Source organism: Mangrovimonas sp. YM274 (genome assembly GCF_030908385.1).
In the GTDB taxonomy this organism is placed as follows: Bacteria; Bacteroidota; Bacteroidia; order Flavobacteriales; family Flavobacteriaceae; genus Mangrovimonas_A.
This window is the reverse complement of sequence record NZ_CP133091.1, coordinates 3642948-3666124: the sequence shown is the minus strand read 5'-3', so window position 1 is coordinate 3666124 and position 23177 is coordinate 3642948. Positions and strand designations below refer to the sequence as shown.

The 23177-nt window shown below is 38.2% G+C and carries 20 protein-coding genes and 1 tRNA gene; 12 read left to right on the top strand and 9 right to left on the bottom strand.

The window, feature by feature from the left end:
- Positions 1-65: 65 nt before the first annotated feature.
- From RBH95_RS16050 to RBH95_RS16035, 4 genes are read right to left on the bottom strand one after another with little or no spacing between them, the layout of a single operon-like run.
- Positions 66-3602 (bottom strand): efflux RND transporter permease subunit, encoded by a 3537-nt coding sequence (locus tag RBH95_RS16050; protein ID WP_307900576.1) that lies wholly within the window; start codon positions 3600-3602, stop codon positions 66-68.
- A gap of 10 nt (positions 3603-3612) precedes the next feature.
- Positions 3613-4785 carry an efflux RND transporter periplasmic adaptor subunit gene (locus tag RBH95_RS16045; RefSeq protein ID WP_307900575.1) on the bottom strand — a complete coding sequence of 391 codons (1173 nt, stop codon included), beginning with the start codon at positions 4783-4785 and terminating at the stop codon, positions 3613-3615.
- Between the two features lie 30 nt (positions 4786-4815).
- Entirely contained in the window at positions 4816-6162 is a 1347-nt protein-coding gene (locus RBH95_RS16040) for a TolC family protein (RefSeq protein WP_307900574.1), read from the bottom strand.
- Positions 6162-6770 carry a TetR/AcrR family transcriptional regulator gene (locus RBH95_RS16035; protein WP_307900573.1) on the bottom strand — a complete coding sequence of 203 codons (609 nt, stop codon included), beginning with the start codon at positions 6768-6770 and terminating at the stop codon, positions 6162-6164. Before RBH95_RS16035 ends, RBH95_RS16040 begins: the two co-directional genes overlap by 1 nt.
- A 123-nt stretch (positions 6771-6893) precedes the next feature.
- Between RBH95_RS16035 and RBH95_RS16030 the strand changes: the two genes are divergently transcribed.
- Together RBH95_RS16030 and RBH95_RS16025 are read left to right on the top strand one after the other, a co-directional pair.
- Entirely contained in the window at positions 6894-7868 is a 975-nt protein-coding gene (locus RBH95_RS16030; protein WP_307900572.1) for a polyprenyl synthetase family protein, read from the top strand.
- Entirely contained in the window at positions 7868-8218 is a 351-nt protein-coding gene (locus RBH95_RS16025) for a hypothetical protein (RefSeq protein WP_307900571.1), read from the top strand. The genes RBH95_RS16030 and RBH95_RS16025 overlap by 1 nt, the downstream gene beginning before the upstream one ends.
- Here the strand turns inward: RBH95_RS16025 and RBH95_RS16020 are convergent.
- Complete coding sequence (locus tag RBH95_RS16020) at positions 8215-8736, bottom strand: alpha-ketoglutarate decarboxylase (RefSeq protein WP_307900570.1); 522 nt, start codon at positions 8734-8736, stop codon at positions 8215-8217. The genes RBH95_RS16025 and RBH95_RS16020 overlap by 4 nt on opposite strands.
- A gap of 137 nt (positions 8737-8873) precedes the next feature.
- Here RBH95_RS16020 and RBH95_RS16015 point away from each other — a divergent pair, with 137 nt between their 5' ends.
- Together RBH95_RS16015 and odhB are read left to right on the top strand one after the other, a co-directional pair.
- The gene (locus RBH95_RS16015; protein WP_307900569.1) at positions 8874-11630 is read left to right on the top strand and encodes a 2-oxoglutarate dehydrogenase E1 component; all 2757 of its coding nucleotides are present in this window, start codon (positions 8874-8876) and stop codon (positions 11628-11630) included.
- 29 nt (positions 11631-11659) lie between these two features.
- A complete protein-coding gene (odhB, locus tag RBH95_RS16010; RefSeq protein ID WP_307900568.1) occupies positions 11660-12877 on the top strand; it encodes a 2-oxoglutarate dehydrogenase complex dihydrolipoyllysine-residue succinyltransferase in 1218 nt (405 codons plus the stop codon).
- Positions 12878-13675: 798 nt separating this feature from the next.
- Here odhB and RBH95_RS16005 read toward each other — a convergent pair.
- The gene (locus RBH95_RS16005; protein WP_307900567.1) at positions 13676-14119 is read right to left on the bottom strand and encodes a TIGR02281 family clan AA aspartic protease; all 444 of its coding nucleotides are present in this window, start codon (positions 14117-14119) and stop codon (positions 13676-13678) included.
- 51 nt (positions 14120-14170) lie between these two features.
- Here RBH95_RS16005 and RBH95_RS16000 point away from each other — a divergent pair, with 51 nt between their 5' ends.
- From RBH95_RS16000 to RBH95_RS15965, 8 genes are all read left to right on the top strand, one after another.
- The gene (locus RBH95_RS16000; protein WP_307900566.1) at positions 14171-14938 is read left to right on the top strand and encodes a TatD family hydrolase; all 768 of its coding nucleotides are present in this window, start codon (positions 14171-14173) and stop codon (positions 14936-14938) included.
- Positions 14939-14940: 2 nt separating this feature from the next.
- Positions 14941-15972, top strand: a complete 1032-nt coding sequence (locus tag RBH95_RS15995) for an asparaginase (RefSeq protein WP_307900565.1) — start codon at positions 14941-14943, stop codon at positions 15970-15972.
- 73 nt (positions 15973-16045) lie between these two features.
- Positions 16046-16133 (top strand) — tRNA-Ser (locus RBH95_RS15990).
- 73 nt (positions 16134-16206) lie between these two features.
- A complete protein-coding gene (locus RBH95_RS15985; RefSeq protein WP_307900564.1) occupies positions 16207-16986 on the top strand; it encodes a MotA/TolQ/ExbB proton channel family protein in 780 nt (259 codons plus the stop codon).
- 22 nt (positions 16987-17008) lie between these two features.
- Complete coding sequence (locus RBH95_RS15980) at positions 17009-17458, top strand: hypothetical protein (protein ID WP_307900563.1); 450 nt, start codon at positions 17009-17011, stop codon at positions 17456-17458.
- 2 nt (positions 17459-17460) lie between these two features.
- Positions 17461-18063 (top strand): biopolymer transporter ExbD, encoded by a 603-nt coding sequence (locus tag RBH95_RS15975; RefSeq protein ID WP_307900562.1) that lies wholly within the window; start codon positions 17461-17463, stop codon positions 18061-18063.
- 21 nt (positions 18064-18084) lie between these two features.
- On the top strand, positions 18085-18564 hold the full coding sequence (locus tag RBH95_RS15970) for a biopolymer transporter ExbD (RefSeq protein WP_307900561.1): 480 nt from the start codon (positions 18085-18087) through the stop codon (positions 18562-18564).
- A gap of 116 nt (positions 18565-18680) precedes the next feature.
- Positions 18681-19376, top strand: a complete 696-nt coding sequence (locus RBH95_RS15965; protein ID WP_307900560.1) for a porin family protein — start codon at positions 18681-18683, stop codon at positions 19374-19376.
- Here the strand turns inward: RBH95_RS15965 and RBH95_RS15960 are convergent.
- The 3 genes from RBH95_RS15960 to asnS form a co-directional block, all read right to left on the bottom strand.
- The gene (locus RBH95_RS15960; RefSeq protein WP_307900559.1) at positions 19371-19928 is read right to left on the bottom strand and encodes a hypothetical protein; all 558 of its coding nucleotides are present in this window, start codon (positions 19926-19928) and stop codon (positions 19371-19373) included. The genes RBH95_RS15965 and RBH95_RS15960 overlap by 6 nt on opposite strands.
- 197 nt (positions 19929-20125) lie before the next feature.
- Complete coding sequence (rpoN, locus tag RBH95_RS15955; RefSeq protein WP_307900558.1) at positions 20126-21592, bottom strand: RNA polymerase factor sigma-54; 1467 nt, start codon at positions 21590-21592, stop codon at positions 20126-20128.
- 93 nt (positions 21593-21685) lie between these two features.
- Positions 21686-23119 carry an asparagine--tRNA ligase gene (gene asnS, locus RBH95_RS15950; protein WP_307900557.1) on the bottom strand — a complete coding sequence of 478 codons (1434 nt, stop codon included), beginning with the start codon at positions 23117-23119 and terminating at the stop codon, positions 21686-21688.
- Positions 23120-23177: the final 58 nt, after the last annotated feature.

Sequence of the window (23177 nt, the reverse complement as noted above, 5' to 3'; positions counted from 1 at the left end):
ATTTAATGAACATAACTGATTAAAAAATAAAAAAGCCCTAACATTTGTCAGGGCCTTCTCCGCTATTAATCAATGCTCGGGTGAGCGTCAATTTCTTTTTGTAACGAAAATGATTCTTCCGTTTTAGATTCGGTAGGAGCAATTTTACTTCTAATCCACATTTTAAGCTTCATGGATAGGAAGAACAGTACTGGAACCACAATCAAGGTTAAGAACGTTGCAACGAAAAGTCCAAATATTACGGTCCATGCCAGTGGCCCCCAGAACACTACGTTATCTCCTCCCATGTAGATGTGAGGATTGAATTCACTAAAGAGTGTAAAGAAGTTAATGTTCAGCCCTATAGCTAATGGAATCAATCCAAGTATTGTAGTAATTGCCGTTAGCAATACGGGACGTAAACGTGCTTTTCCTGCTCTTACAATACTTTCGAAAAGATCCTCAATCGATAGGTATTCGTCATCATCCAGGCCTCTATCAATTTTCTTTCTGTCAATTAAAAGTTGGGCATAATCCAAAAGGACTACTCCGTTATTTACTACGATACCCGCCAGGGATATGATTCCTACCATGGTCATCATGATAACGAAAGCCCAACCGGTGATTACAAGCCCTCCAAACACCCCAATGAAACTTAGGAAAATGGCTAGCATGATAATAGCCGGTTTGGAGATGGAGTTGAATTGGAAAATCAGGATGAAGAAAATTAATCCCAAACCGGTAAAGAACGCTCCCATCAAGAATTTCATTTGCTTGTTCTGCTCTTCAATTTGCCCAGTGTAATCAATTTTGATGTTTTCTGGCAAACCTTCATAACTCTTCATTTCATTCTGAATTTGCGCTACAATGGCTCCGGCATCAGTAAACCCGGGAGATAATGCCGAATATACGGTAACAACACGTCTGGTGTCTTTGTGTTTTATCGCGCTAAAACCAGAGTTGTTTTCGTGTTTGGTCACAGCTGATACCGGAATGCTCTTGATTTTACCCATATTATCTCTAAAGGTGATATTTTGGTTAAATAACGCACTGGTATTGTATCTGTTTTCCTCATTAAATCGTACATAGATGTCATAATCATCACCTCCTTCTTTGTAAATGCCAGCTTTGGTTCCAAAGATGGAATTACGTAATTGTTGTCCAACTTGAGCGGCACTAATACCAAGTTCTCCAGCTTTTTCTCTATCGATAACGACCTTCATGGAAGGCTTGTTTTTGTTGACATCGATTTTAAGTTCATCAATTCCTTGAATATTTCTGGAGTTGATAAACTCTCTCATGTTTTCGGCTGTGGCAATCAACTCGTCATAGTCCTCTCCTTCTATTTCAATATTGATAGGGGAACCTGCAGGCGGACCCGCGGCATCTTTTTCAACCGAAATCAATACCCCAGGATAGATACCTACCAGAGCTTCCTGAACTTTTTGGCGCAACAATTCACTATCTTCTCCTCTTCGGTATTTATATTCCCTCATGGAAGCCGTGATTTTTGCTTTGTGTGGCATTTCTGCTGCCGACCCACCATCGGTTTGAGGGTTTCCGGCCCCTTCACCAACTTGCGATACGGCACTTTCTACCATAAAGTTATAGTCACCCTCTTTATATTGGTTGGTATCCAGTACATCATATACCCGTTTTTCAATCTCTTTGGTGATGGCATTGGTTTTTTCAATAGCCGTACCTTGAGGGTATTCTATGTAGACAATAATCTGGTTAGGCTTGTTGTCTGGGAAAAACTCCACTTTGGTACGTTGTTCTTTCAATGAGATTCCGAAGGCTATAAAGGAAGCAATCAAAGCAGAAAAGGTGGCAATCGTTATCAAGGCAGGTTTCTTTCCAGAGAGTGCCCAACGTAATTGCCCTTCATACCAACGTTCCAGTTTTACCAAGGTTTTTGTTTGGAAACTATTGGCCCATTTTCTTAGAAATAATCGATATACCCAAAGCATGATGGCCGAAAATACCATTAATGATCCTAAAGCTTTGTACGTACCACCAAATAAGTAGACCAAAATTCCTAATACAGCCATAATAGCGCTAAGCTTTATGATTTTGTTTAAAGGCATGTCCTTGTCTTCCGTACTCATAAATTGAGAAACCAATACAGAGTTGAAAAAGATAGCTACAAACAACGAAGACCCTAAAACTATGGACAGTGTTTGCGGTAAAATCATCATGAATTCTCCCATCAATCCTGGCCATAAACCTAATGGGATGAATGCTGCTACCGTGGTTGCTGTGGAAATGATAATGGGGAATGCAATTTCACCAATTCCTTTTTTGGCAGCTTCCATTCGGCTCATGCCTTCTTCATCCATGAGGCGGTATACGTTTTCAACTACTACAATACCGTTATCAACCAACATACCAAGGCCCATGATAAGACCGAACAATACCATGGTGTTCAATGAGATTCCAAAGAAATTCAAAATCATCAAAGACATAAACATGGACATAGGGATAGCGAACCCAACAAAAATAGCATTCTTAAAGCCAAGGAAGAACATCAAAACGGTTACTACTAAGATTACCCCGAATATGATGTTGTTCACCAAATCGTCTACTTGACCAATGGTTACTGAAGATTGGTCGTTGGCAATGGTTACCTTTAAGTCTTGAGGAAATACATCTTTAATGGCATGGTCTACAATGGTGTTAATTTGCTCGGCGGCGTCCACCATGTTTTTACCTGCACGTTTTTTAACGTCCAACATGACAACGGGTTCACCAAATTCTCTTGCAAAGGTTGTTTTGTCCTCTTCTTTAAAAGCTACAATGGCTACATCTTTAAGATAGATAGCGTGTCCACCTTCAGATTTTACAACAAAATTTTCCAATTCATCTGGAGATTCTATCTCGCCCAAAACACGAATGGTACGACGTTGCCCACTAGCTTTTAAGTTACCTGCTGAAATGGTAACGTTACCATTGTTAATGGCATTAATAACATCATTGAAGGTTACTTCTGCAGCCATCATTTTATAAATATCTACAGCAACCTCCACTTCTTTTTCCTGTGCCCCACGAATATCAACTTTTTTGATTTCGAGTAAGTCTTCAATTTCGTCTTGAAGGTATTCTCCGTATTCCTTTAATTTTTCAATTGGATAATCTCCCGAAATGTTAATGTTCAGGATGGGCATTTCTTCTGAAAGGCTCAATTCAAATACGTCAGGTTCTACTTTGGCACCGTTAAAGGTAGGCCAATCTTCACTTGAGGTTTCCTGATCGATTTCGTCTTTTACCTTTTGTTTGGCTTCTTCAACAGTGATGTTTTCATCAAACTCCACAATCACCATTCCATAATCCTCTTGCGAGGTTGAGGTGATTTCAACAACATTACTTACTGTTTTTAGTCGATCTTCAAGAGGGTCGGTTATCAGTTTTTCGATATCTTCTGCAGTGTTCCCAGGGAATACAGAGCTTACATAAATTTTGGTCTCGTTCACTTCTGGGAAGTTTTCTCTTGGCATGTCGAAAAAAGCGCCAACTCCAAGGTAGAAAATCACCACAATAAGAACATACATGGTGGTTTTATTGTCAATAGCCCAAGAAGACCAACGGAATTCTTTATTGACTAGTTTTTGATTTTTTTCTGTCATAGCTGTTGGTTTAGTAGGTGATTACTTTAACTGTTTGCCCATCTTTAACGCTACGAGCACCTTCTTGAATGATTTCGGCTCCGTTTTCTATACCGTCCAGAACTTCAATGACATCTCCTTGGGTTCTTCCTGTTTTAATGATTACACGGTTTGCCTGTCCCTCTCCGTTACCATTTTTATCCTTGATAACATAAATATATTGCTCTCCATTGGCATTTTCAGAAATGATACTTTGCGGAATTAGTAAGGCATTTTCATTGGTGTAATCGTTAATTTTTAAACGTGCAGTCAAGTTAGGTTTGATAGATTCGTCTTTATTAGGAATATCCACTTGTACTTTAAACGTTCTGTTGGCAGGGTTGATATAATCTCCCGCCTGGCGAATCTCTGTATTGATTGTTTTGTTCAATACCGGGAATTCAACAATTACTTCTTTTCCTTTGGTTACGTCGGTAATGTAGCGTTCCGGAACGTCTGTTTCAATGTACATGTCCTTAAGGTTTACCAATCTTATTAATTGGGATTGTCCCGCTGCAACCACGCTTCCTTTTTCTGTGATGATATCATCGATGGTTCCGCTAAATGGAGCCGTTACTCTTGTTTTGGCTATTTGCTGTTGCAATTGGTTAATGGCTTTGGTTTGTGCCTCGTATGAGGATTTTGCTTGTAGGTATTGCAATTCACTACCAATATTGGCATCCCAAAGACGTTTTTGACGGTCAAAAGTAGTTTTGGCCAATTCAGCTTGAATTTGTAATTGAGCCAATTGCTGACCTAATCCGCCATCATCAATTTTTGCTAAAATTTGACCTTTACTAACCTGTTGCCCTTCCTTAACATAAATATCGGTTAGAATTCCGTTGAATTCTGGCGTAATCACTAATAGGTTTTTAGTCGTCACATTCCCTTGAATGTCTAACATGTGTTTGAATTCTTCTTGTTTTGCGGTAAAAGTGGTGATAAGTGGAACATGTTTTACAGTGTCTAATTTTGCAATGGCATCGTCAAGTTGCTTTAACTTGCCTGCAATTTCTTGCTGTTCTGCAACAACTTCGGCTCTTTTGGTCCTTATTAATTCTAAGTTGTTAGAGCTTAAAACATTTTCTACAGAATTCTTTTTCTTTTCGCCTCCACAGGAAACAATAAGAAATGCTAGTGTTATGATGGTAAATATGTTTTTCATGATTTGAATGTTCTGTGTGTTTATGATTGATTAGTTTATAAGGACGGTGTTAAGTGAGGTTTCCAATTCGGCTTTTGTGTTGATGACCTGCATCATGGCTTGAAGGTATTCCTCTTGTGCCGTATATAGTTGTGTTTGTGCTTGTCTCAATTCAAAACTTGAGCCAACCCCTTCAAAGAATTTAGTTTCGTTTTTGGTTTCGATACGTTCGGCTAAGTTGAGGTTTTTCTTTTTGTTTTCGTATTCTTCCATTGCCAATTGGTAGTCGCTTTTTGCAGAGGCAATTTGAAGTTTTAATTGTTGTTCTATTTCCGTAAGGTCCGTTTGTGCTTTTTCATAATTGATGCGGGCTCTTTGTGTAGAGGCACTTCGCATTCCTGAACTGAAAATAGGCACTCTGAGGCTTAGCCCAAATAGGGAAGTACCAAACCATTGCTGATCACCTCTTAAAAAGCCAAATTCATCATTAAAGCCTAAATACCCTCCATTTACAAAAGCATTTAGGGTGGGTAAAAATTTGCTTTTTTCTAATTTCAGTAACAATTCTTTTGAAACCATATCGTTCTTGGCGATTTTGTAGTCGATGGTGTTTTCAATGTTCTCATCGGCTTGTAAAATCCCCAAGTCCATATTTTCTTCGGTAAGCATGGCCAAATCATCTGTTAAAGTGGTGTCGGTATTCAAGTCTAAACCTAAGGTTATATTAAACATTTGATAGGCGAGCACTTTTAGGCGTCTGGTATTGTTTAATTGGCTTTCAATGCCGGACAGTGTGATTTGCAATTGCTCAACACTTTCCTCTTCTTCCAAACCATTCTCAAAAATCTTGGTGGTTTCTTCCAAATTCTTTTGAAGCACGGCTAAGTTTTTATTCAAAATGTCCAAAGCTTCTTCTGAAAACAACACATTGACATAGGCGTTAATAACTGCTTGCCGTACTTCAAGATCTGTTTTTACTTTGGCGTTTTGGGAGATTTCCAAATACACTTTGGCCGATTGCAGGCCAACCAAATAAGAGCCGTCAAAGATCTTTTGGTTTAAAGTTGCGGTAGCATTTACTGAATGTTTAGTGCCGAAAGTTACCGGAATGAATGTTCCAGGTTCACCTCCTGCAAGCTCACCAGGCAAAAGTGATACTTGCTGTTTGATCCAATTTTGGTAATCTACGGTTGCGTCAATTTGAGGTAATCCACTAGCGGTGGTTTCCCATTTTTGTTTTTCAGCTGCTTCAATATCCCTGGACGCATTAATGGAAGCGCGGTTATGCTCCAAAGCGTAGTCTATGGCTTCCTGAAGACTGAAGACTTGCGTCTCCTCCTGTCCAAAAAAGGTAAGGGAGCACAATAGGCTTAGGGTTAAGATGAGATTGTGTTTCATTATGTTGATCGATTTGTGTTTGTGTACTTTTTTAATGTTTCCAGGCCTTTTTCTGTGCAAATTCCCCTCAAGTGATATTCCAAATAGTGGTTCATTAATTCATGCATGGAAAAGTTATTTAGTGGAAAAAGTTCTTTGTCTTTTAAGGCCATCATGGAGTGGAAATACATTTTTGAGATAAACTGTACATTAATAGTATCTCGGTAAAGTCCCTGTTCTACTCCTTCTGTCAAGTTGCAGGTGACGCAATCCTCCATGACGCAAAACTGGTTGGTCTTTAAAGATTCAAAAATCTTAGGGTAATACTTCTGCAACTGGAATTGAGGTGAAGACTTCTCATTCTTTAAGTGTTGCATTGTAAATCTTTTTATTTCAAAAATTTCCTCGATAGGGTTTAGCTTTTGGGCCCTTATATCGTTAATGCCATTGGATATGATGTTGAACATATAAAGGGTCGTAGCTTCTACCAATACATTTTTGTTGGCAAAGTATTGATAGATGGTCTTTTTGGACATGCCAAGTGTGTTGGCAATTTCGTCCATTGTAACACTCTTAAAACCATAGGTTAAAAAGAGTTCTGCGGCGGTTTTTAAAATTTCGTCCTTCATAAGAAGCGGCAAAGATACTTTTGGAAACTTTAAAAACAAAAAAAGTTTCCTAAGTTTTAACATATTATTAATATTAAAAAGAAACATTTGTGTCTATCAGGACAATTGCCTTATTTTTGTCCGATGCAAAACGTAGAACATTATCAGGATACTTTTAGCAAGTATTTACAGACTTTTACGGTTCAAAAGGAGCCCGTTTCTTTATACAATCCAATTAATTACATTCTCAATTTAGGTGGTAAGCGATTACGCCCTGTACTTACCCTAATGACGGCCGAAATGTTTGGTTGTAATGTTGAAAAAGCCTTGCATGCGGCTTTGAGTATTGAGGTGTTTCATAACTTTTCTTTAGTGCATGACGATATTATGGATGATGCCCCTTTGAGAAGGGGGAATGAAACGGTACATGAGAAATGGGATTTGAATACCGGTATTTTATCTGGTGATGCTATGTTGATTTTGGCTTATCAATTGTTTGAAAATTATGAGCCCCACGTATTTCAGGCTTTGGCAAGACTGTTTAGTAGAACTGCATTGGAAGTTTGTGAAGGGCAGCAATACGATATGGATTTTGAGTTAATGGATAACGTGTCCATTCCCGACTATTTAAAAATGATTGAGTATAAAACGGCTGTTTTGGTTGGGGCCGCCATGCAAATGGGAGCCATTGTTGCAGAGGCTTCTTTGGACGATCAAAAGGGGGTTTATGAATTCGGAAAAAACCTCGGAATCGCTTTTCAATTGCAAGATGACTATCTGGATGCGTTTGGAGATCCCAAAAGTTTTGGAAAACAGGTGGGAGGCGATATTATTGAAAACAAGAAGACCTATCTTTATTTGAAGGCATTGGAGTTTTCTTCAGAAAGTGACCGTTTGCAGTTACAGCATTTGTATGGTATTCAGCCTACAGATGCGTCTGAGAAAATTAAAACCGTCAAACAATTTTTTGAATCTACGGGTGCAGCTCAGGCTACTAAGGAGGCAATTAAGCACTATACAAATATGGCATTTGCTGTTCTTGAGAAGTTGAAAATTCCGCAAGAGCGAAAGGATATTTTGAGAGTGTTTGGCGAACAGTTAATGGATAGAAAAGTATAGTGCAGTTACCGGCCACATATGACGATTTGGTTGCTCAGGCAAATGAGCAAAATCTCTATGAAAAGTTAGTTAGACAACTCAACAAAGATTTTTTGTATGCCAACATCGATTTGGATTTTGATGAGCAGGTGTTGCCTTCCAGTTTAAAGTTGCTCCTTCAAGAAACTGTTTATAAACTGATTCATGAAAAATTCGCCGATTATTTAAATTTACTGTACATTATTGATGTATCGGAAGATAAGATCAAGCAACTTGACGGTAGTGATACTTTAAAACTTTCTGAAGAGGTGACTTTTCTAATATTAAAACGGGAATGGCAAAAGGTGTGGTTTAGGAATCAATATTCTTAGAAATAAACCCTTACGAATGGCGCCCAAGGATCGGCGTAAATACTTTTGTCCCGGTCGTATAAAACATCATAGCGAATTCCTATAGTCACATTTCTAGTGCTATAGCCAGCTCCTAAATAAAGGGCCGGATACCAATAGTTTTCGTTTTGAAGGTCCCATCGGCGATCATAGTTTCTACTGATGTTCATTTCTTCAAATTCAGCAGAAAGCTGGATTTGTTCTATAGGTCGGTACAGCCCAATCAAACTGCCTCCCACGATGGTTGATTTATAGAAGTTCTTTTGAGTGTTGTAAGAAAAATTGAGTCCCACACCCAATGCAAATTGCCAGTTGAATTCGTAAATGGCACTTGGGGCTAATGTACCACTAAAGAAACCATCACCAAAACCAAGGCCAATTCCTCCCCCAAATCGAACATGTCTCCAAAACTCACTTTTTTGCTTAGGAGCAGTCTGTTGGCAGAAACTTGTGGATGCAAAAAGACAAGTGAAAAGTAGCGGCAATAGAATTTTCTTCAAGGGATTTGAGGTTAAATTCATGATAATTTAAATTGATATGGTTATGTGTTATAAATATAATAAAAGCATAACTAATTTTTATAAAAGTTGTATTTTTGGACAAATTTTGCAAAAGCGAAAAGCAGTTAGTACACATAATGGATAAATATTCCTTTTTAAACGCAGCACATACAGCATACTTTGCTGACTTATACGATCAATATTTACAAAACCCAGATTCAGTTGAGCCTAGTTGGAGAGCCTTTTTTCAAGGTTATGATTTTGGTAGCGAAAGCTACGGAATGGACGGTGAGATTGTAGAAGGTGTTTCCGCTCAAATACCAGAGCATCTTCAAAAAGAATTTCAGGTTGTTAACCTCATAGATGGGTATCGCTCCAGAGGGCACTTGTTTACAAAGACCAATCCGGTTCGTGACCGTCGGAAATATGAGCCAACCCTGGATATTGAAAACTTCGGGTTGTCTAAAACCGACTTAAATACCGTTTTCAATGCAGGTGATATTCTTGGTATAGGCGCACAACCGTTACATGAAATTATTAGACATCTAGAGGCCATCTATTGCGATGCCATTGGTGTTGAGTATATGTATATTCGAAACCCTGAACGTAAACAATGGATTCAGGAACGGTTGAACATTAATGACAATCACCCTCAATTTTCTGTGGATCAGAAAAAGCATATTCTCAAAAAGTTAAATGAAGCAGTGTCTTTTGAAAATTTCCTGCATACTAAATATGTAGGGCAAAAGCGCTTTTCATTGGAAGGAGGAGAGTCGTTAATACCAGCTTTGGATGCGGTTATTGAGCGCGCTGCAGACTATGGAGTTAAGGAGTTTGTGATGGGAATGGCGCACCGTGGTCGTTTGAGTACCTTGACCAATATCTTTGGAAAGTCTGCTAAAGACATATTTAGTGAATTTGATGGTAAGGACTATGAAGAAGAAATATTTGATGGAGACGTAAAGTATCACTTAGGTTGGACCAGTGACCGTGTGACAGATACAGGAAAGAAAATTAATCTAAATATAGCTCCCAACCCTTCTCATTTGGAAACTGTAGGAGCCGTTGTTGAAGGGATTACCCGTGCCAAACAGGATGACAAATATCCAGAAGAGCCTTCTTTGGTTTTACCAATTGTAGTGCATGGAGATGCCGCAATTGCAGGGCAAGGTTTGGTGTATGAAGTGGTTCAAATGGCGCAGTTGGAAGGTTATGGAACCAGTGGGACTATTCATATTGTTGTAAATAACCAAATAGGATTTACAACCAACTATTTAGATGCTCGTTCCAGTACTTATTGTACCGATGTAGGGAAGGTAACCCTGTCTCCGGTGTTGCACGTAAATGCCGATGATGCCGAAGCAGTGGTACATGCTATGTTGTTTGCTTTGGACTTCCGAATGAAGTTTAAGCGTGATGTCTTCATCGATTTACTAGGGTATAGAAAATATGGGCATAACGAAGGGGATGAGCCTAAGTTTACACAGCCATTACTATATAAAGCAATAGCAAAGCATAAAAACCCGAGAGATATTTATGCAGATCGATTAATCGCTGAAGGGGTGATTAGCAAAGATCATGTTGCTCAATTGGAAGAGCAGTATAAAGCTTCATTGGAAGAAAAGCTTGAAGATTCAAGAAAAGAAGATAAAACGGTTATTACACCGTTCATGCAAAATGAATGGGTGGATTACGTCACCGTTAAGGAAGATGAAATGATGAAACCAGTGGACACCACCTATTCTAAAGAAGGTTTAGAGAAAATAGTTGGCGTTATTTCATCGTTGCCAAAAGATAAAAAGTTCATTCGTAAGATAGAACGTCTTGTTGAATCCCGTAAAACAATGTTTGAAGAGAACAAGTTGGATTGGGCCATGGCTGAGCACTTAGCGTATGGAACATTGTTGGAAGAAGGACACGATGTGCGTATCTCAGGACAAGATGTGGAACGTGGAACTTTCTCTCACCGTCATGCGGTTGTTAAAGTAGAGGATAGTGAAGAAGAAATTGTATTGTTGAATACAATTAGCGAGGAGCAAGGACGCTTCTTTGTTTATAACTCATTGCTTTCGGAGTACGGAGTTGTTGGGTTTGATTATGGTTATGCAATGGCCAGCCCTAAAACCTTGACTATTTGGGAAGCTCAATTTGGTGACTTCAGTAACGGCGCCCAAATTATGATTGATCAGTATATTTCTGCGGCAGAAGATAAGTGGAAATTACAAAATGGTTTGGTAATGTTGTTGCCGCACGGTTATGAAGGGCAGGGAGCAGAGCACTCCTCGGCACGTATGGAGCGTTACCTTCAATTATGTGCTAAAGACAATATGTTTGTGGCCGACTGTACCACACCTGCCAATATGTTCCACTTGTTAAGAAAGCAAATGAAGGCTACGTATAGAAAGCCATTAATTGTTTTCACCCCAAAGAGTCTTTTACGTCATCCAAAATGTGTTTCTACAGTAGAAGAATTTGCCAACGGCAGCTTCCAAATGCTTATTGATGATGCCGATGTTGCAGTTGAAAACGTTAAGACCTTAGTATTCGTAACAGGTAAGTTCTATTACGATTTATTGGAAGAGCGTGAAAACCTAAGCCGTAACGATGTAGCGCTAGTAAGAATAGAACAATTATTCCCATTACCGGAGAAAGAAATTAAAGCGGTATTGGAGAAATATAAAGGTGTTGAGGACGTTGTTTGGGCACAGGAAGAACCTAGAAATATGGGGGCTTACAGTCACATGCTTATGCATCTTGATGAGGCTAGAACCTTTAGGGCTGCAACCCGTAGATCTTATGGGGCTCCGGCTGCAGGTAGTAGCGTACGTTCCAAAAAACGTCACCAAGAAGTTATTGACTTCGTATTTGATAAATCAAAAAATAACCAGAGATAATAAAATCCCACACATAAAATTATAACACAATGATTTTAGAAATGAAAGTCCCTTCACCAGGGGAGTCCATCACGGAAGTAGAAATTGCAGAATGGTTGGTTGCAGATGGAGATTATGTAGAAAAAGACCAAGCAATTGCAGAGGTTGACAGTGATAAAGCAACCTTAGAGCTTCCTGCCGAAGCAAGCGGAATTATTACGCTTAAGGCAGAAGAAGGTGATGCGGTAGCTGTAGGTGAAGTGGTTTGTTTAATAGATACCAGTGCAGCAAAACCGGAAGGTGATGCTCCTGCCAAAGAAGCTGTAAAAGAAGAAGCAGCTCCTAAGCAAGAGGCGCAAAAACCAGCTGAGGTTGCAGAAACTAAAACCTATGCAACGGGAACAGCAAGTCCAGCAGCCAAGAAAATTTTGGCAGAAAAGGGCATGCAGGCTTCTGAAGTGGCTGGAACTGGAAAGGATGGTCGTGTAACAAAAGAAGATGCTGTGAATGCTAAACCTTCTATGGGAACCCCGACAGGAGGTAGTCGAGGAGAGACTCGTTCTAAACTGTCTATGTTGCGTCGTAAGGTGGCCGAGCGTTTAGTGTCAGCTAAAAATGAAACAGCTATGTTGACCACTTTCAATGAGGCCAACATGACGCCTATTTTTGAGCTGCGTAACCAATATAAAGAAGAATTTAAGGCAAAACATGGTGTTGGTCTTGGGTTTATGAGTTTCTTTACCTTGGCAGTTGTTAGGGCGTTGAAGGAGTATCCAGCTGTAAACTCTATGATTGATGGTAAGGAAATGATTACTTATGATTTCTGTGATATCAGTATTGCCGTATCTGGACCAAAAGGATTGATGGTACCGGTAATAAGAAATGCAGAGAATCTTACTTTTAGGGGAGTAGAGGCCGAAGTAAAACGTTTGGCTCTCCGTGCTCGTGACGGACAGATTACGGTGGATGAAATGACAGGCGGTACCTTTACAATTTCTAATGGAGGTGTGTTTGGAAGTATGTTATCTACACCAATTATCAACCCTCCTCAAAGTGGTATTTTAGGAATGCACAATATTATTGAGCGTCCTATCGCCGTAGATGGTAAGGTTGAAATCCACCCAATGATGTATTTGGCATTGTCTTACGATCATAGAATTATTGATGGAAGAGAGTCTGTAGGATTTTTGGTAGCAATTAAAGAAGCCCTTGAAAACCCAACAGAATTGTTGATGAACAACGATGTTAGAAAAGCTTTGGAGCTATAATATATTTTCTAAATAATAATCAAAAAGGCGTTATGAAGAATAGCGCCTTTTTTTCTTGATAAATAACTAACTAATAACTAAAAAAAATTAACAAGAATATTTACGATTATTATTAAGATGGCGCAACTTATCAAACTTGCAACCACAATTTTATGATGCTGTTCATATGAATTTTTCATTGGGACAATGTTTAAATCATTAGAAGTTAGGACTTTTGAAATAAAAGCTCCGAGTCAACAATAACCCGAGAGCTTTTATAATTCTCCCTAAGAACTAATTAATAGCATTGTAAAATTCGCGAATAAAAGAATATCAAACAATACGTAGTTCTACGTATTTTTTGAACTAAAAAAGCGTAAACTTTACATTTACGCTTTTCTGGGTTGGTTTGGTTTTGGTTGATTTGATTATTTTCTGATTGATGAACCTTAGGTTAAATTCAATGAAAACATACAAAGATGTTCATGGTAATAATCAAGATGGAGCTCAAAATTAGGGCAATGATTAACGCAAGGTTAACAAAGGTGAATTTTGATTTCATTTTTAATGGTGTTATTCCTAAAAGGAAATTAATAGGAATAAAACCTTGAACTGAATCAAGGCTTTATGGCTTCCTAAATAAATCGATTAATAGCTTTGTAAAACTCTTTAAAAATGGAGTGTAAAACAATACGTAGTACTACGTATTTTTTGGAAAAGTTAAACTGGAAGCAATATTTTGGAAGAACCTACTTTATTGTTTTCTCTAATACTTTAGGTTACTTTTATAGTCAGTGTAAATTATTGAAAAAAAGTGTTTTAAGGTAACTTTAGATAAAGGTATTTTTTCTCGTAGTCTATTATGGCTTTTCCTTTTTTTAAGACATCGGCCCCAATAATGCCATCCACTGGTTTGGAGTTGTGACTTACCAAAGCACTGTTGACATGGGCAAGGTTGAACAGGATTATGGGCACTTTGTCCTTTTTCCATTTGCCTATTTTTAATTTGTTTTTTTTGGAAATTTGAGTGAGCATGTCTGTTGCTCCTGCACCTGCCGCTTTGATTTCGGAATCCTTTACTTTTAGTTTGAAGGTTTCAATGGTTTCAAAACCAACACAGGTGCTGGAAGCTCCTGTATCTAAAATGAATAGCCCTTTTATACCGTTTATGGTGGCCTTGATTTCAAAATGATTGGTTTGCGTGAGATGTAATTTTATTTTAGTGTAACCTTTTTCGACTAAAAAATCCTGTAATCTTTCCATTAGTGTCCGTTTGGTGCAAAGATAATGATGTAAAACATATATTTTTGCAGCATGATAATAACAGATACACATACGCATTTATATAGTGAAGCTTTCGCAGAGGATAGGGAGGAGATGATGATTAGGGCTCTAGAGGCTGGCGTGTCAAGGTTTTTTATTCCTGCCATAGATGCGTCCTATACAGAAGCGATGCTTGATCTTGAAGCCAAGTTTGGGGATTATGTTCATTTAATGGCTGGGCTGCATCCAACTTCGGTAAAAGAGAACTTTAAAGAAGAATTGGGCCATGTTGAGGAACTGTTAGCCAAGCGGTCATTTTGTGCGATTGGAGAAATTGGAATTGACTTGTACTGGGACAAATCTACATTAGACATTCAAAAGGAAGCGTTTCGTCATCAAATTCAATTGGCAAAAGAATATAAATTACCAATTGTAATACACTGCAGGGAGGCCTTTGACGAAATTTTTGAGGTGTTGGAAACGGAAAGCGGGGATGACCTCTATGGAATATTTCATTGTTTTACAGGTAATTTGCAACAAGCGCATAAGGCAATTGGGTATAATATGAAATTGGGAATTGGAGGAGTTGTTACCTTTAAAAATGGTGGACTGGATAAATTTATTAGTGAAATAGATTTAAAGCATATTGTCTTGGAAACAGATTCTCCATATTTGGCACCAAAGCCATATAGGGGTAAGCGTAACGAAAGTGCGTATATCGTTAAGGTCGTGGAAAAACTATCTGAATTGTATGGTGTTTCTCAGGACGACGTTGCAAGTATTACTACCCAAAATTCAAAAGATATTTTTAGCATTTAATTATGGAGCAAGGCCACCCAAACATTCTGTTAATTTACACAGGAGGTACTATTGGAATGATCAAGAACCCTAATACGGGAGCTTTAAAGGCATTCGATTTTAATAACTTGCTCAAGCAAATCCCCGAACTTAAACTGTTGGATTGTGGCATCAATACGGTTTCGTTTGATGAGCCCATTGATTCCTCCAACATGAATCCCGAGTATTGGGTGCAACTGGCTGAGATAATTGAAGAGCATTATAATGAATTCGATGGATTTGTAGTACTGCATGGTAGTGATACTATGAGTTACACCGCTTCGGCCTTGAGTTTTATGTTGGAGAATTTGGCTAAGCCCGTAATTCTAACGGGGTCTCAGTTACCAATTGGCGATTTAAGGACAGATGCCAAAGAAAATCTTATTACTTCCATACAAATGTCTTCTTTACAACACAGGAATCGGCCTGTAATAAGAGAAGTGGGGTTGTATTTTGAATATAAATTATACAGAGGCAATCGTACAACCAAGATAAACGCAGAACATTTTGAGGCGTTTGATTCGTTGAATTATCCACATTTGGCAGAATCAGGTGTGCATCTAAAAATCAATCATGACTATTTATTCAAGCCAAATACCAGAAAGAAGTTGGTGGTCCATAAATCCTTTGACAACCGGGTGGCACTTATTAAACTCTTTCCTGGAATTTCAAAGGCCGTTTTGGAGTGTATGTGTCATAACCCGAATATCAAAGGGATTATCATGGAAACCTATGGCGCAGGCAATGCAACTACAGAACCATGGTTTGTAGAGTTTATCAAGAAGCTGATTAAAAATGGAGTGCACGTTGTAAACGTCACCCAATGTTCTGGAGGCAGTGTTGCCATGGGACAGTATGAAACCAGTTCTCATTTGCAAAGTATTGGGGTTATTTCAGGTAAGGATATCACTACAGAAGCGGCAATTACTAAGCTCATGTATCTGCTAGGTGAAAAAGTAGCTGTTAAAACATTCAAAACTATATTTGAAACGGCTTTGCGAGGAGAATTGTCTTAAAATTAACTCGTAAAATTTTTAGCTTTCAAAAGTTTTTTGGTTATTTGCTAAACTTTATTAAAAAGCAATAAACAGAGAGGTGGCCGAGTGGTCGAAGGCGCACGCCTGGAAAGTGTGTATACGCCAAAAGCGTATCGAGGGTTCGAATCCCTTCCTCTCTGCTCTTATTTTATTTTTAATTACAATTTTTTTATATCTTTAACACTTTAACTAATAAAATTAAGATTAAGAACAATGAAAAGACTATTTTCTATCCTAGCCATAGCAGGAACCATGGCTTTCGGAACTGTTAATGCTAACGCATACACTACTACCAGCGCAGCTACTGCAACTGTTGCTACCGTAACTCAAGAGGAAGAATCTGCTACTCCTGCTGACGAGCCACTTGGATTTCACCAAGAGCTTAAGAAGCGTTTTATTGAAGGTGGTCCTGGCTTTATGGGGATTGTATTGCTTTGTTTGATCTTAGGATTGGCTATTGCAATCGAAAGAATTATCTTTTTGAACTTATCTACCACAAATACAAAGAAATTAACTAAGAATGTAGAGGATGCTTTACAGTCTGGAGGAATTGAAGCCGCTAAGGAAGTTTGTAGAAATACTAAAGGGCCTGTTGCCTCTATCTTCTACCAAGGTTTGGATAGACACGATGAAGGTATCGATGCTGCTGAAAAAGCTGTTGTAGCTTATGGTGGTGTTCAAATGGGACAATTAGAGAAAAACGTTTCTTGGATTTCATTATTTATCGCATTGGCGCCGATGTTAGGGTTCATGGGAACGGTAATCGGGATGATTCAAGCATTCGATAAAATTGAAGCAGCTGGTGATATGCAACCATCACTTGTAGCAGGAGGTATTAAAGTAGCACTTTTGACAACGGTATTTGGTCTTATCGTGGCTATTATCCTTCAAATTTTCTACAATTACATTATTGCAAAAATCGATAGCATCGTAAATGACATGGAAGATGCGTCCATTAATTTGATGGATTTGTTAATCAGATACAAAAAATAATCCGCAATAATTTTTATTAACTATGGGTTTACACAAAATTTTAAGAATATTAGTAGCTATCTTAAGCGTTTTAGGTGTCATTTTCTTGGTCCGAATTATCGGAGAAGGTGATGAGGCCATTAAGGCAGCGGCTTTGGAAGGTGATTCATCAATTGTTGATCCTATGGCCTGGGTAGCTTACATTGTTTTAGGGATTATATTGTTATTTGTAGTATTCTTTGTTTTAAAGAATTTAGTTACACATACAGCTTCCCTAAAAGGAACATTAATAGGAGTAGGGCTTTTTGCCGCTATTTTGATTGTATCGTATGCCGTATCAGGAGGAGATCCTATGGAATACAAATACAATAATAAATTGGCTACAGAGGCCGAATCTCACATGGCAGGCGCAGGATTGATCGCCTTCTACATCCTAATTATCACAGCAGCGGCATCTATGTTGTTGTCTGGAGTTAAAAAAATGATTAAGTAATTATGGCAAAAAGAGCAGCACCCGAAGTAAATGCAGGATCCATGGCTGATATTGCGTTCTTACTTCTTATATTCTTCTTGGTGACAACCACTATTGAAACCGATACTGGTTTGAGTAGAAAGTTGCCTCCAATAGATGATCAAAATGTTGAACCACCTGTAATTAAGCAAAAGAACATTTTTACAGTTTTAATTAACAAAAATGATCAGTTGTTGGTGGAGGACGAATTGATGGAGTTGAAGGATTTAAGAAAGGCAGCTGTTGAGTTTTTGGATAATGGTGGTGGTACAGGCGATGATGCTTGTGGCTATTGTAAAGGTAAAAGAGATCCAAAATCTTCTGATAATCCTGACAAGGCAATTATCTCTCTTAAAAATGAGAGGGAAACATCTTACTCGATGTATATTTCTGTACAAAACGAGTTGGTGGCAGCCTATAACGAGCTTAGAAACCGTCGTGCCCAAGAATTATTTGGAAGACCATTCCACGAAATGGAATTGGCCTATGACGATTCTCGTTCACCAGAGTTCAAAAGTGAAAAGCTAAAGGAAAAAATTGAGAAGATAAAGGTTGAGTATCCTCAAAAGTTATCTGAAGTTCAATAGTAATTTAGAAAACACAATTTTATGTCTAAATTTAATAAGAAAAAATCAGGCGATTTACCAGCGATCTCAACAGCATCATTACCCGATATTGTATTTATGCTTTTGTTCTTTTTCATGGTTGCTACGGTAATGCGTGATACTACATTAAAAGTCAAAAATGATTTGCCGTTTGCAAACCAAGTTGAGAAACTTGACAAAAAGGACTTGATCATGTATATCTATGCCGGAAAGCCGTCTGAAAGATTTCAAAGTACGTTTGGTAAAGAAGCCCGTATCCAGCTCAACGATAAGTTTGCCGATGTTAGTGACATTCAAGCTTTCATTGAGGCGGAAAGAGCTTCTAAGCGTGAAGAATTGGTACCTTTCTTAACTACAGCTTTAAAAGTGGATAAGGAGGTTAATATGGGTATTGTAAGTGATATTAAAACCGAACTTAGAAAAGTAAACGCTTTAAAAATCAACTATACAACTCGTAACGGTGATATCTCACAAAATGAGTAAATAATTTTATTTGTTAAATATATTGGAAAAGATCCTGGTGCTTGCATCGGGATCTTTTTTTATGTTGTTATTTCAACACGCACTAGGAATAGGTTTATTCTTCTATATTTGTTATTATGAAACGTCTTTTTAGCTGTCTCCCTATATTCCTTTTTGCCATGACGAGCCTTGGGCAATCGTTGGTTGATTCATTAGTTGTAGATTCTAAATATCGAGAGGATCAGTTTTATGCCGGCATTACTTATAATTGGTTGGTCAAAGAACCTGCAGGCTTATCACAAAGTGGATTTTCTTATGGGTTGCATTTAGGTTTTATTAGAGATATGCCAATTAACAAGCGCCGTAATGTGGCGTTTGGATTGGGGTTGGGATTTGCTTTGAACAATTACAATCAAAATATGGCCATTACCAAGTCTGGTGATAGGGATTTTGGGTATAGTATTATCGATGAAAGTGAACAGCCTTATTCAAAAAACAGGTTTACTACTTACGTGCTTGAAATGCCATTTGAAATTCGTTGGCGTACTTCAACCGCAGTAACCTACGACTTTTGGCGTATTTATACTGGATTTAAGCTAGGCTATGTATTTTATGATACATCAATGTATGATGGTAGTTTAGGGACGCTTAGATACAGGAATAATGATGATTTTAATACCTTTCAGTACGGGGTTACTTTAAGTGCAGGGTATGACGATTTCAATCTTCATTTGTATTATGCACTTAATTCAATTTTTAATGACGTTCAGGTTGCCAATGAAGCTTTGGATATGACTACCTTTAAAATTGGACTGATGTTTTTCTTTCTATAACCAGTAATTCAACATAATCAATTGGGGTAAAAAACCTATAAAAAAACCAATTATCAATTCTATTGGTGTATGGGCCTTTAGGTGAAGTCTTGATGTAGCGATAGCTCCTAGACAAATGCTCATTAAGGCAATACTGCCGTTAATATTTATTTGAAAGTGGATACCAATGGCTACTGCAAACATAAATAGTCCGGCCCCCGCAATCATGTGGATACTTGCTTTTATATCCATTAAAGCTAGAATCAGGCAGGTTAATGTTGAGCAGAGAATACCAATAAAGAAAAAGTAAAGTTCCGGTATTTCATTTTGAGGCAATACTCGGGTGAATATTAGAATAACAATAGCACATTGTAATACCAACGGAACAATACGCTCTTTGGTGGTCTTTAGGTAAAAGGAATCTATTTGTTTTAATGTTTTCAAAAGGTAGAACAGTAAAATAGGTAGGATGATTGTTAGGATAGTAACCGAAAATACCTTTGCCTTTATAATGGGATCTGGAATATATCTAGGTGTTTTGAAAAAATAAAACAGCACACCTAATAAGGGCATTATTACTGGGTGAAATATAAACGATATAGCTTTTAGCATACAAAATAGCCGTCTTGTAATTTGTACTTTCAAAATGTGCTTACAAGATAATACTCATTATTGACTTTCAAGCTATTTAAAGAAACTCTTTGAATTTAAAAAATAGTATTGATACACCTATATAATTAGCGATGGCAGAATCTTAAGAATCGAGAAGATTATATTTTTTTGCGCAACCTAGCTACGGGAAGATCCAATTGTTCTCGATATTTTGCTACCGTCCTTCTGGCAATAGGGTATCCTTTTTCTTTAAGAATGGAAGCCAATTTTTCATCAGTGAGAGGCTTGCGCTTGTCTTCTTCTTCTATTACCGTTTCCAGAATTTTTTTGATTTCCCTGGTTGAGACTTCTTCTCCTTGATCGTTGGTCATAGATTCTGAAAAGAATTCCTTGATAAGTTTGGTCCCGTAAGGTGTGTCAACATATTTGCTGTTTGCCACGCGGGATACAGTAGACACATCCATACCTATTTCATCGGCTATGTCTTTTAAAATCATTGGTCGCAACTTGCGTTCATCACCTGTAAGGAAGTATTCTTCTTGGTAATTCATAATGGCGCTCATAGTAACAAAAAGCGTCTGTTGGCGTTGTTTTATAGCTTCAATAAACCATTTTGCGGCATCTAATTTTTGCTTGATGAATAAAACAGCATCTTTCTGTTGCTTCGATTTATCTTTGCTCTCCTTATAGCCTTTCATCATGTTGCTATACTCTCTAGATACATGTAACTCTGGAGCATTTCTGCCATTTAGGGTCAGTTCTAATTCGCCATCAACAATTCTAATGGCAAAATCTGGCACTACATGCTCTACCATTTTGTTGTTACCTGAGTAGGAGCCTCCAGGTTTTGGATTGAGGTGTTCAATTTCCTCTATGGCATCCCTCAATTGCTCTTCTGTAACATCAAATTTTTGAAGCAGTTTTTTATAGTGCTTTTTGGTGAATTGCTCAAAAGCGTTGTCAATAATCTCAATGGCTAATGCAACATCTGGATTTTTTTCCTTACGGTGCAATTGAATGCTTAAACATTCCTGTAGATTGCGTGCACCAACTCCTGCAGGATCCAATAAGTGAACCTTATGGAGTACCTTTTCTACAGATTCAACATCGGTAAAAATGTTTTGGGTAAAGGCAAGGTCATCCACAATATCGTTTAGTGAACGTCTTATATAACCGCTTTCGTCTATGCTTCCCACCAAGAACTCGGCAATGTCCATTTCCTCATCCGTAAGCCTAAAGGTGTTTAGCTGATTGGTTAGGTGCTGCGTAAAGGACGTTCCGGCTGCATAGGGCATGGTTTTTTCTTCATCGTCACTACTGTAATTGTTGCTTTGTGTACGGTAGTCTGGAATGTCGTCGTCACTTAAATAATCATCGACATTAATATCCTCTGCATTGATGGATTCATTGTCATTTATTTCATCGGCAGAATTGTCGAATTCTTCAAAAGTATCTTCAAAGTCTTCATGTTTCTCCTTACCGCTTTCCAAGGCAGGATTCTCTTCCAGTTCTTGTTTTAAACGCTGCTCAAAAGCTTGTGTAGGCAATTGTATCAATTTCATTAATTGAATTTGTTGCGGCGATAGTTTTTGGGATAATTTGAACTGTAAATACTGCTTGAGCATAGCTTAAAATTGCTTTCGGATAAAGGTAAAAAAAACAACCTATATTAAAATGTAAACATAGGCTGTTTTGAAATAATTTATGCTAATTTTTTATTAAAACTCGGCGTTTTGAGGCGTTCTTGGGTAAGGAATAACATCTCTAATATTGGTCATTCCAGTAGCGAACATCACCAAACGTTCAAATCCAAGTCCGAAGCCGGAATGAACTGCAGTTCCGTATTTGCGCAGGTCAAGGTACCACCATAATTCTTCTTCCTCAATATCCAAGGCCTTCATTTTTTCCTTCAATACTTCCAAACGTTCCTCACGTTGTGAGCCACCCACAATCTCTCCAATGCCAGGGAACAAAATGTCCATGGCACGAACCGTTTTTCCATCGTCGTTCAAACGCATGTAGAAGGCTTTGATATTGGCCGGATAATCAAACAAGATTACGGGACACTTAAAGTGCTTTTCAACAAGAAAACGCTCGTGTTCACTTTGAAGGTCTGCACCCCATTCGTCAATGATATAGTTGAATTTCTTCTTTTTATTTGGCTTTGAGTTCCTCAGGATGTCAATAGCCTCAGTATAGCTTACTCGTTTGAAATTATTATCTGCAACAAACCTCAGTTTTTCAATAAGGCTCATGTCGCTACGTTCCGCTTGAGGTTTGGTTTTTTCCTCATCCAACAATCGTTGCTCCAAGAATTTAAGATCGTCTATGTTGTGCTCCAACACATAGTTGATAACAGACTTCATGAAATCCTCTGCAAGGTCCATATTGCCTGCTAAATCCATAAAGGCAACTTCTGGTTCGATCATCCAGAATTCGGCCAAGTGTCTTGAAGTGTTTGAATTTTCCGCTCTAAAGGTAGGGCCAAATGTGTACACTTTTCCTAGAGACATGGCGTAGGTTTCGGCTTCCAATTGTCCCGATACCGTTAGGTTGGTTTCTTTTCCGAAGAAATCTTCTTTATAGTTAACCTCTCCTTCTTCATTCAATGGTGGGTTTTTGGCATCCAAAGCAGATACCCTAAACATTTCCCCAGCCCCTTCAGCATCACTTCCTGTAATGATAGGGGTGTGCATATAGTAAAAACCATTCTCGTTAAAATACTTGTGAATGGCAAAAGACAAAGACGAACGCAAACGCATTACGGCACTAAACGTATTGGTTCTTGTACGTAGGTGTGCATTTTTACGTAAGAACTCAAAAGTGTGTTTTTTAGGCTGAATAGGGTAGGTTTCTGGATCGGAATCTCCTAAAATCTCAATGGTCTTTACCTGTATTTCTACACGTTGTCCCTTTCCTTGGCTTTCTACCAATTCTCCAACAATGTGAACGGCAGCACCCGTGGTAATGCGTTTTAAGGTGGATGGATCAGTATTTTCAAAATCTACAACACATTGAATGTTGTGAATTGTAGAACCATCGTTTAATGCAATAAACCTGTTGGCTCTAAAGGCGCGAACCCAACCTTTTATTTCTATGTCATGAAATGTGATATCCTGCGATAATAAGTCGGCAATTGTATGTGATTTCATTTCTTAATCAATATTATTTTAAAGCGTATTTGCATGGAAGTGATTGTTGTAAAGTCAC

Bases quoted from the DNA above. Each gene is read 5' to 3' on its own strand.
- RBH95_RS16050 (WP_307900576.1), bottom strand. From the start codon at position 3,602: ATGACAGAAAAAAATCAAAAACTAGTCAATAAAGAATTCCGTTGGTCT.
- RBH95_RS16045 (WP_307900575.1), bottom strand. From the start codon at position 4,785: ATGAAAAACATATTTACCATCATAACACTAGCATTTCTTATTGTTTCC.
- RBH95_RS16040 (WP_307900574.1), bottom strand. From the start codon at position 6,162: ATGAAACACAATCTCATCTTAACCCTAAGCCTATTGTGCTCCCTTACC.
- RBH95_RS16035 (WP_307900573.1), bottom strand. From the start codon at position 6,770: ATGAAGGACGAAATTTTAAAAACCGCCGCAGAACTCTTTTTAACCTAT.
- RBH95_RS16030 (WP_307900572.1), top strand. From the start codon at position 6,894: ATGCAAAACGTAGAACATTATCAGGATACTTTTAGCAAGTATTTACAG.
- RBH95_RS16015 (WP_307900569.1), top strand. From the start codon at position 8,874: ATGGATAAATATTCCTTTTTAAACGCAGCACATACAGCATACTTTGCT.
- odhB (WP_307900568.1), top strand. From the start codon at position 11,660: ATGATTTTAGAAATGAAAGTCCCTTCACCAGGGGAGTCCATCACGGAA.
- RBH95_RS16005 (WP_307900567.1), bottom strand. From the start codon at position 14,119: ATGGAAAGATTACAGGATTTTTTAGTCGAAAAAGGTTACACTAAAATA.
- RBH95_RS16000 (WP_307900566.1), top strand. From the start codon at position 14,171: ATGATAATAACAGATACACATACGCATTTATATAGTGAAGCTTTCGCA.
- RBH95_RS15995 (WP_307900565.1), top strand. From the start codon at position 14,941: ATGGAGCAAGGCCACCCAAACATTCTGTTAATTTACACAGGAGGTACT.
- RBH95_RS15985 (WP_307900564.1), top strand. From the start codon at position 16,207: ATGAAAAGACTATTTTCTATCCTAGCCATAGCAGGAACCATGGCTTTC.
- RBH95_RS15980 (WP_307900563.1), top strand. From the start codon at position 17,009: ATGGGTTTACACAAAATTTTAAGAATATTAGTAGCTATCTTAAGCGTT.
- RBH95_RS15975 (WP_307900562.1), top strand. From the start codon at position 17,461: ATGGCAAAAAGAGCAGCACCCGAAGTAAATGCAGGATCCATGGCTGAT.
- RBH95_RS15970 (WP_307900561.1), top strand. From the start codon at position 18,085: ATGTCTAAATTTAATAAGAAAAAATCAGGCGATTTACCAGCGATCTCA.
- RBH95_RS15965 (WP_307900560.1), top strand. From the start codon at position 18,681: ATGAAACGTCTTTTTAGCTGTCTCCCTATATTCCTTTTTGCCATGACG.
- RBH95_RS15960 (WP_307900559.1), bottom strand. From the start codon at position 19,928: ATGCCCTTATTAGGTGTGCTGTTTTATTTTTTCAAAACACCTAGATAT.
- rpoN (WP_307900558.1), bottom strand. From the start codon at position 21,592: ATGCTCAAGCAGTATTTACAGTTCAAATTATCCCAAAAACTATCGCCG.
- asnS (WP_307900557.1), bottom strand. From the start codon at position 23,119: ATGAAATCACATACAATTGCCGACTTATTATCGCAGGATATCACATTT.